Annotated in this window: 5 protein-coding genes; 3 read left to right on the top strand and 2 right to left on the bottom strand. The window is 63.4% G+C overall.

Features of this window, described 5'->3' with window-relative positions; genetic code table 11:
• The 3 genes from ACP5E6_RS05020 to ACP5E6_RS05030 form a co-directional block, all read left to right on the top strand.
• Positions 1-1,023 (top strand): glycosyltransferase family 4 protein (locus tag ACP5E6_RS05020; RefSeq protein ID WP_427952439.1); only part of this gene is annotated, 1,023 nt, incomplete at its 5' end.
• 223 nt (positions 1,024-1,246) lie between these two features.
• On the top strand, positions 1,247-2,497 hold the full coding sequence (locus tag ACP5E6_RS05025; RefSeq protein ID WP_427952441.1) for an NAD(P)-binding domain-containing protein: 1,251 nt from the start codon (positions 1,247-1,249) through the stop codon (positions 2,495-2,497).
• Positions 2,494-3,726, top strand: coding sequence for an ATP-grasp domain-containing protein (locus ACP5E6_RS05030; protein WP_427952443.1), 1,233 nt, complete (start codon positions 2,494-2,496; stop codon positions 3,724-3,726). The genes ACP5E6_RS05025 and ACP5E6_RS05030 overlap by 4 nt, the downstream gene beginning before the upstream one ends.
• Before the next feature lie 4 nt (positions 3,727-3,730).
• Here the strand turns inward: ACP5E6_RS05030 and ACP5E6_RS05035 are convergent, their stop codons facing one another.
• Positions 3,731-5,200 carry a class I adenylate-forming enzyme family protein gene (locus ACP5E6_RS05035; RefSeq protein ID WP_427952445.1) on the bottom strand — a complete coding sequence of 490 codons (1,470 nt, stop codon included), beginning with the start codon at positions 5,198-5,200 and terminating at the stop codon, positions 3,731-3,733.
• Entirely contained in the window at positions 5,197-6,285 is a 1,089-nt protein-coding gene (locus ACP5E6_RS05040) for an alpha/beta fold hydrolase (protein ID WP_427952447.1), read from the bottom strand. Before ACP5E6_RS05040 ends, ACP5E6_RS05035 begins: the two co-directional genes overlap by 4 nt.
• Positions 6,286-6,574: the final 289 nt, after the last annotated feature.

Raw genomic sequence — 6,574 nt, forward strand, 5'->3', positions numbered from 1 at the left:
AGTGCGTCGGAGGCGCAGATGCGAAGTGCGTCGGAGGCGCAGATGCCCTTGCGATTGGTTGCGGTCGATGCGCGCGGGCCGGGGTCGGTGTTGTGGTCACCTTATTACCTTGGGATCGCGCTCGCGCGGATCATGATCGCCGCGGCGCGGGGCCGTCTGGCGTTGATGCATGTGCATGTCGCCGAGCGGGGCAGCCTGGTTCGCAAAGGAATCGTGATCCATGTGGCGCGTGCGCTGGGCGTGCCGGTGTTGCTGCATCTGCATGCGGCCGAGATCAAGCCGTTCTACAACCAACTACCGCGGTGGTGCCAAGCGCTGGCGCGCGGCGTGTTTCAACGCGCGGATCGATGCATCGTGCTTGGCACGGGCTGGCGTGACTGGTTGATCGAGACGGTCGGGGTCGATCCCGCGCGGGTCGAGATTGTGCGCAACGGCGTGCCGCGCGTTGCATCGGCGGCGGCGATCGGCCGATCCAGTCGGTTTCGCATTCTGTTCCTGGGCAATCTGACACCGCGTAAAGGCGTTGGCGACCTGCTGGCCGCGTTGGCTGATCCGCTGCTGGCCGATTGCGCTTTCGAAGCCGTGTTCGCCGGTGGTGGCGCGGTGGAAGCCTATCGTCAGCAGGCCGAGGATCTGGGATTGGGCGCAAAGATCCGGTTCACCGGATGGGTCGATCGGGTTCAGGCCGCCGACCTCACCGCGGCGGCTCATGTTCTGGTGCTTCCCTCCTATAACGAAGGATTGCCGCTGGTGATTCTGGAGGCGCTCGGCGCCGGCACGCCGGTGATCTGCACGCCGGTGGGGAGTATTCCCGAAGTGCTGCGGGATGAGACCACGGCGCTATTCGTTCCCCCCGGCGCCAGCCACGAGATTGCGTGCGCCCTGCGCCGGTTGATCGATGATGCCGCCCTCAGGGTCAGCCTCGCGACCGCCGGGCGGGCCCTGTACGACCGCGAATTCACCATGGACGTGTTCGTCGGGCGCATCGCGTCGCTCTATCGGCAGATCGCGGTCGCGGAGTGAGACTGGTGCGTATTAATTTAGATAAAAATAAATTAATTATAGACAGATTTTATCTATTTTTAGTTTGCGAATCTATGACGGCTTTGGTAATGAAAAATTAGTTATATTTAATCCCCTGCAACCTGCTCGCGCGAAATCAAAGCAACAGGGGAAGATAACTTTCTAGATTACATCTTCAGATTGAGTAAAAACTTATTAATACAACCCTTAGTGGTGGCATTTCATGAATTTTACGGTCGCGATCGTCGGTGCAGGGCCTTATGGATTGTCATTGGCGGCACATCTCAACGCCTTGGGGATCGACCATTGCGTCTTCGGCCCCCCGATGACGTTCTGGGCGGAAAACATGCCGCCGGGGACCAAGCTCAAATCGGATGGACAATCCTCCGACCTCTCGGCGCCGGATACCGGGTTCTCGTTCGGCCGCTATCAGACCGAGACCACGGGTCAGTTCAATGTGACGCAACCGATCACGGTCGGTGAGTTTCATGCCTATGGAATGGCGTTCCGCAAGCGGTTGGTGTCATCCGCCGATCAGCGCATGGTCGCTGATATTCGCCGCGATGGCGCGGGGTTTATTCTGACTCTGGCCGATGGCGAGATGATCGGCGCGAAAGCGGTGGTCATCGCCGTCGGGGTCAAATCCTTCGCCAATCTGCCGCCGGCGCTGGCGGCGTTATCGCCCGATCTGGTGTCGCATAGTGTCGTTTATGGACCGGTCGATACCCTGCGCGGCAAGCGGGTTGCGGTGATCGGGGCCGGCGCTTCCGCGATCGACGTGGCGGCGTCGTTGCATGAGGCGGGCATCGATACGCGGATCGTTACCCGGCGCGCCGGCATCGCGTTCCACCATCCGCCGGGCCGGCGCAAGCTGCGGCATCGGGTCCGCCGGCCGGACAGTGGTATCGGCGGCGGGTGGGATTTATGGATCTATGCCAATTACCCCGGAATGTTTCACATGCTGCCCGAAGCGACCCGGCTGCGGCTCGTGCAACAAACGCTCGGCGCGGCGCCCGGATGGTTCATGCGTGAACGGATCGAGGGCCAAGTGCCGATCCTGGCCGGCATGACCACCAATGCCATAACCACCGATGCCGGGGTGATAACCCTTGAGATGACCGGCGCTGATGGCGCGGACCGGAAGGTCGAGGTCGATCATATCGTCGCCGCAACCGGATTCTGGCCGGATGTCCGGCGGCTCGACATTCTTGATCCTGGCCTGATCGCGACGATACGCACCGCCGATGCGGCGCCTGTTTTGTCGCGCCGGTTCGAAACGTCGGTGCCGGGGCTTTACATGATCGGCCCCGCCGCCGCGCCGAGTTTCGGTCCGGTCATGCGGTTCGTGTACGGCGCCCGCTCGACCGCGCCGGTGCTGGCCAGGTATCTGGCGTCGCGGCATCCGCGGGCGGCGAAAGTCGCTACGTCAAAAAGCCCCGGAAGTGTGGTGGCCTACCCGCAGCCGGGCGAATGAGCGAAGCAAGACTTGACGATCCGGTGAGCGACGCCGAGGCGCGTCACCCGCGGTGCGATCCTGATTCCGGCGAGGTGCCGCCGCCGATCGCCCCCGGAGCGTCGCGGTCAGGCTTGCCGAGGCGCGCGGCGGCAGCCGGACGATCGCTGCGTGGCCTGATGGTGTGCGCCCTGTTCACCCTGGCCTATCGCGCGCTGCGCTGCGCCGCCGATGCCGGTGTTACTGTTTTCGTGCTGGGTAACCAGTCATCGCGCGGCATGGCCCGCTCGCGCCTGTGTGCCGGCTATACGGAAACCGGGCGGAGCTTCGATGGCACCTGCGATGAGGCGATGATCGAGGCGGTCAACAATGTCATCATGCATCACGGCATCGATTTCGTCTTTGCGGGCGATCAGACGAGTACGCGCTCGCTGATCGCGATGGCGCCTCGTCTGGCCGCGCCTTGTTTCCCGATGCCCGATCTCGCCAGCTTCGATCTGTTGAACAATAAATGGCGATTTACGCAACTTTGCGGCGAGCTTGGCATCCAATGCCCGCCGACAAGCCTGTTCGACGATCGTGCCGAACTGGTGGCGAGTATCGCGACCGGTGCCACGCCGCTGCCCGCGGTGATCAAACCGCTTGCCCTCGATGGCAACCGCGGCGTCATCGAAGTCACCAGCGAGGCGGAGGTGATGGCCGCCGTGATCGATTACCGTCCGGTTCTGGTTCAACGCTACATCGGCGGCGCTGACATCGGCGCCTCGGTTTATGCCGATCGCGGACGCATCGCTGCGTATATCTGCCATCGCCTGCGCCGCGCGACCTACGTCGCACTCGATGTGCCGGTGGTGCTGGAATGGCTGACCCGTCTGGTCGCGGCAACCGGCGTTTCCGGCATCCTCAATTTCGATCTGCGTCTTGCCCCGGATGGCGAGGTGTATTGTCTCGAATGCAATCCGCGCGTGTTCTATAAAATGCCGCTGTCGATGCTGCTGGGGGTGAATTTCATTGGTTTCGGCCTTGATGGCCTGGCCGGTGCGGGCCTGACCGGTGCGGGCCTGACCGCGCCGGTGGTCAGGCCACCGCCCGGCCTCGCCGTACGATCGATGAAGGCGATCCTGGCATCCCTGCCGACGCCATGGCGGCTGACGCGGCGGGATTTCGCCATGCTGGGTTATATCGCGTCCGACCCGGTACCCTACATAAGGGAAAACCTCCGGATCGACTGGGAGGATCGCTCCTACTGACGCCTCACGCCATCAGGGCCGATTTCAGCACTTTTCCGGTCGCCCCCATCGGCAATGCCGCCATCACGCGAATTTCGGCCGGGCGTTTGTAATCGGCGAGTCGGGCGGCGGCATAATCGGCGAGATCGGCAACGGATAGCGCGTCTGCCGCCGCCTCGACGAAGGCGATCACATCCTGATGGGCGCCGTCGCCGCGGCCGATCACCGCCGATTGCCGCACGCCGGGATAGGCGTTCAAGACCGCCTCGACCTCCGCCGGATAGATTTTGAAGCCGAACCGGCTGATCTGCTCCTTGGTGCGCCCGACGATGTACCAATGATCATCCTCGACCCTTGCGAGGTCGCCAGTATTGAACCACCCGTCCGCGTCCAGCACGCGTGCCGTGGCGGCCTCGTCGCGATAATACCCCGCCATCACATTGGGGCCACGAATATGCAGCGCGCCATCGCCATCGAGCCTGGCCTCGACGCCGGGCAGCAGCACGCCGACTGAGCAGTCCCGGCGGGGACGCTCGAGCCGGGTCAGCGCAATCGTTGGCGCACATTCGGTGATGCCGTAGCCGTTGTTCAGCACGATGCCGAAACACGCCTCGACCGCCGCCTTCACCCCGTCATCGAGCGGCGCGCCCGCCGAGCTGATCAGACGCAACCGATGCGCCGGCAGCACGCTCATGCCCTGCTGCGTTGCGTATTCGGCCAGAAGTGCAAACATCGACGGGGCGCCAAGCATGACGGTGACCGGCTCGCCCAGAACGAGCCGCAGCAATCGCGGGGGATCGAACCGTGCCATCAGGGTGAGGGTCGCGCCCCAGGTCAGGCTCGCCAGCATCACCCCGGTGAAGCCCAGGATGTGACTGATCGGCAGCACCGAGGCGATGAGATCATGCGGCGTGAGCGCGCGGATCTGGCCGGACGTGCGCGCGGAAAACAGCAGGTTGCGGTGGGTGAGCATGACCCCTTTGGGCTGGCCGGTCGTGCCGGATGTGTAGATCAATGCCGCGACATCCGCATCCGTCGCGGCATTGGCTCTCGGATTACTCGCCCCGATCTCGATCCCGGCGAGTTCCGCCAGCGCGAACGGTTCCGTTGCGTGGCGCCGCGCCTGTTGCCGCGTCTTTGCCGATCCCTGCGTGATGAACAGGGTGCGGCGTGGCGTCGCATGTTCGGTGATCTCGTCGACTTCGCGATCCGACAGGCGCGGATTGAGCGGCACGACCCAGGCGCCGGCGCGGCTCGCGGCCAGAATGAGCGCGACCAGCGCGATCGAATTCTCGCCAATGATCGCAACCCGATCGCCGGGTCGGACGCCATGGTCCGCAAGTGAACCTTGCGCCGCCGTCACGGCCTGATCGAGCTGCCCATAGGTCCAGACCACCCCGGCTTCGATCAAGGCGGTGTGGTTGGGGTGATGCGCCGCCCACCAGGCGAGGGGTTCGGCGATCCTCTGGAAATCCGGCGGCACCGGAGCGGTCATCCGCGATCACCCGCCGTGATCACTGCCGAGATCGTGCGGGCCAGAGTGTCGACATGCGCATCGAGCATGGTGACGTGATCGCCCGGTACGTCACTGATATCCAGCCGTGCAATCGTGTCGCGCCAGACCGCGCGTGGGTTGGTTGGCAGAAACACCGATGGGCATCGTGGTCTGATGAACGTCACCGGACGATCGAACGATGTCGGATTGTAATGATCGATCGCGGTCGAGGCGGCCTCGAACACGGCGCGGATCTCGGCGGTTGCGCTCTCCGGTGCGGCCAGCCATTGCGCCCGCGCGGAACGGCCCGTCCCGGCCCAGCCGAGGCGGCGGCGCAGATAATCGATCCGGGCCGGCCAGTCGTCCCGCCGGAGCGCGCCGATCTGATGGCGGACCCGCCGCCACCGGACATCGAGCGCCTGGGCGCGCGGCCAGCACTGCGGATGGGGATAGGAATCGAGCAGTACCACGGCGCCGACCTCCGTTTGCGCCGCACTCAGGCGACGGGCGAGTTCGATCGCGATCAATCCGCCGAACGAGTAGCCGATCAGATGGACCCGCCGCCCGCCAAACCGGCTCCGGATCAGCGTTTCCTGAGCCTCGGCCATTGTCTCGACCCGGTCGTGCGGGGTTTCCCCCGGTTCGAGGCCGTGAGCGCGCAGCGCGGCGACGGGATGCGCCGTCTCGATCATTCCGCCTAATCGCAGCAGATCGAACACGTGACCGCCGATGCCATGGATCAGGATCACGACGGCTGGCGGCTGATCGGTCGCATCGCCTTGCTTGATCGGGATCAGGCAGGAGGAGGTTGCCGATCCGGCCTCGATGATCCGCGTGACGAGTGCGGCGATGGTCGGCGCATCATAGATGGTGGTCAGCGGCAGGGAACAGCCGAACCGTTCCTCGATCGCGGCGAATATCGCCAGCGCGCTCATTGAATCGCCGCCCTGATCGAAGAAATCATCCGCCGGGGTCAACGGGCCGCAGCGCAGCAGCGATTCGACCTGTCCGATCAGCCACGGCGTGACCTGCATCGCCGCGTCGGTCGAGGTGCGCGGCCTGGTGCCCAGATCAATTCCCGGCATGACGAGGTCCAATGCCGGTCGGCGGTGCCGCGATCATCATCGCGCGGTATGAGCCTGCTGGTTGCACAATTTGCCTCCCTATGTATGCAAAGTCTCAAAAAAAACGCTCAAATACTGTTTATTTATGATGCAATTCGGTAATCGCTTCGGTATAACGCTTAAAGATTGATTTTGCACGACTAATTTTTAAGACAATTCGTTACAAGTTCAATGGTAGCCGGCTGTAGTGTTATTTTTGATACATTTGACCTTTCGATGAGGTGTCTCACCGCGATGACCCATTTGATGA

This window comes from Acidiphilium sp. (assembly GCF_049977125.1).
Taxonomy (GTDB): domain Bacteria; phylum Pseudomonadota; class Alphaproteobacteria; order Acetobacterales; family Acetobacteraceae; genus Acidiphilium.